Annotated in this window: 4 protein-coding genes; 1 reads left to right on the forward strand and 3 read right to left on the reverse strand. The window is 45.2% G+C overall.

Annotated elements, in window-relative coordinates; translation table 11 throughout:
- The 3 genes from B2Y23_RS06925 to rsgA all read right to left on the reverse strand — a co-directional run.
- Positions 1–83, reverse strand: an 83-nt coding sequence (locus B2Y23_RS06925) for a glutaredoxin domain-containing protein (protein WP_291369875.1), incomplete at its 3' end; no start/stop codon positions are given.
- Positions 84–101: 18 nt separating this feature from the next.
- A complete protein-coding gene (locus tag B2Y23_RS06930; protein WP_291353708.1) occupies positions 102–509 on the reverse strand; it encodes a rhodanese-like domain-containing protein in 408 nt (135 codons plus the stop codon).
- Between the two features lie 93 nt (positions 510–602).
- Positions 603–1,661: a small ribosomal subunit biogenesis GTPase RsgA gene (gene rsgA, locus B2Y23_RS06935; RefSeq protein WP_291353710.1), complete on the reverse strand. Its 1,059-nt coding sequence runs from the start codon at positions 1,659–1,661 to the stop codon at positions 603–605.
- A 125-nt stretch (positions 1,662–1,786) separates the two neighbouring features.
- Here rsgA and orn point away from each other — a divergent pair.
- Positions 1,787–2,177 (forward strand): oligoribonuclease (orn, locus tag B2Y23_RS06940; protein WP_291369867.1); only part of this gene is annotated, 391 nt, incomplete at its 3' end.

Below are 2,177 nucleotides of genomic sequence, written 5' to 3' on the forward strand. Positions count from 1 at the left end.
TGAACGCCTTTACGCTCAAGAAGTTGTTTTGCGCGAATGCAATAAGGGCATACGGTGGTGGAATAAATAATTACTTCAGCCATTCAAATTCTCCAAGCGTATTATTTGCTTTTAATCAGGGGTAAACCTTGAACTTTCCAGTTGTTGATCCCGCCATCTAAACGATAGCTGTCAGCGTGACCGACTTGTTGTAAAGCAGTACCTGCGATTTGTCCCAGGTTACAAATAAATACCAGAGGTTGTTCCGCAGATTTTAACTCTTCGATATGACTTGCAATCTGGCTGTATGGAATATTACGGCTACCGCTGATATGACCTTCACGGAAATCTTTGGCATCACGTAAATCAATCAGCATTGCATTTTTAGCTTTCACTAAAATGCCTAAAGATTGTGGTGAAATTTTACGACCATTGCGTTGTCCTTCTAAAACAAAGAACAAAACAACCAACGCCCCAAGTGTTCCAAACAAGAAGGGGTGATTACCCATAAATTCGAACCAACGTTCCACAAGTCACCTAATTACAATTCAAAATTGCGTAGAGTATAGCCTATAAATATGGCGATCAAAATCACCGCTTCAAGGGCTAAGGGTTAAGAAAAATTAATTTTTTTGCTGCGCTTCGGTAATTTCATCGATTAAACGCAAATAACTGTCTAAACGGCGTTGCAAGATTTCACCAGACTCGGCTGCCTGACGCAAAGCGCATTGTTTTTCATGCTTATGCGTACAGTTGCGGAACTGGCAATGTCCGAGCAGATTTTCAATTTCAGGAAAACCGTGCTGCACCTTATCTAGCTCCAAATGCCATAAACCGAATTCGCGGATTCCCGGCGAGTCAATCAGTGCCGCACCTTCACCAAATGCAATTAAGCGGGTAGAGGTGGTGGTGTGCTGACCCAAGGCCGAGTTTTCCGAAATGATATTGGTTTTTTGCGCGGCATCCGGAACCATGGCATTAATCAGGGAGCTTTTGCCAACCCCAGACTGACCGACAAAGGCTACGGTTTCACCGGCTAGACGTTTTGCTAGTTCAGTCAAATCACCATCCGATTGAGTTTGCATCACTTCATAACCCAAGGCCTGATATTCTTTGACCAAGTCTAAAATCGGGTCATTTTCTTTAATTAAATCAGATTTATTGAGTACCAGAAGTGCCGGAATGTCTGCATCGGCACAGGCCACCAGATAGCGGTCAATTAAACTCGGTGCAACTTCCGGGAAAGATGCAAAAACAATCACGATCAGGCTGACATTGGCTGCGACCGGTTTAACCTTGTGATAACGGTCAGGACGGGTCAGCAAGGACTGGCGAGGGTGAATGGCGGTAATGATACCCAGACCGGTATTCGGATCGGCCTGCCATTTAACCCGGTCACCTGTGACCAGCGCTTCCAGATTGGTACGGGTATGACAGCGCCATACACTGCCGACTTCAATCGGTTTCCAAAAAGGTTCTGGTTCACCTGCTGCAACGACAGGCTTGACCGGATGCTCATCAGGCGTTGAGAGGGCTTGCACCTCAAGTTGACGACCATAGTGCTGAACCACCAAGCCTTCTAGGTCACTTGAAGTGTCGATTTCTTCTTGACGTGTTTGATGTTGTTTCTGAATGCGACGTTGCTGCTGTTCAGTTAAACGACGTTTACGAATTAAAGCCATTCATATCCTAAAAAAAGCATGGACTAAGAATGGCAAAAATAGCATGAAGCGGGGTAGGAGTTACAGCCAAGTTGCAATAAATTTGCTACTATAGCGGTTTTTAAGCCTAATAAGATTGCACATTTATGAGCAGCACTCCTGATACCCGCCTGATTTGGATTGACCTGGAAATGACAGGTCTGGATACAGATAACGACCAAATTATTGAAGTTGCAACCATTGTGACGGACGATAACCTGAATATTCTGGCGGAAGGTCCGGTGCTCGCTGTGCATCAGTCGGATCGCGTACTCAATGCAATGGATGAGTGGAATACCCGTCAGCATGGACAGTCAGGTTTGATTGAACGTGTACGCCGCAGTAAATTGACCGCGCAAGATGCCGAACAGCAAACCCTGGAATTTCTAAAAAAATGGGTTAATCCGAAATCATCTCCAATGTGTGGTAACTCGATTTGCCAGGACCGCCGTTTCTTGCACCGTTTAATGCCGGAAATGGAACAGTTCTTCCATTACC

Origin of the sequence: Acinetobacter sp. UBA5934 (assembly GCF_002430855.1) — a bacterium.
Classification (GTDB): domain Bacteria; phylum Pseudomonadota; class Gammaproteobacteria; order Pseudomonadales; family Moraxellaceae; genus Acinetobacter.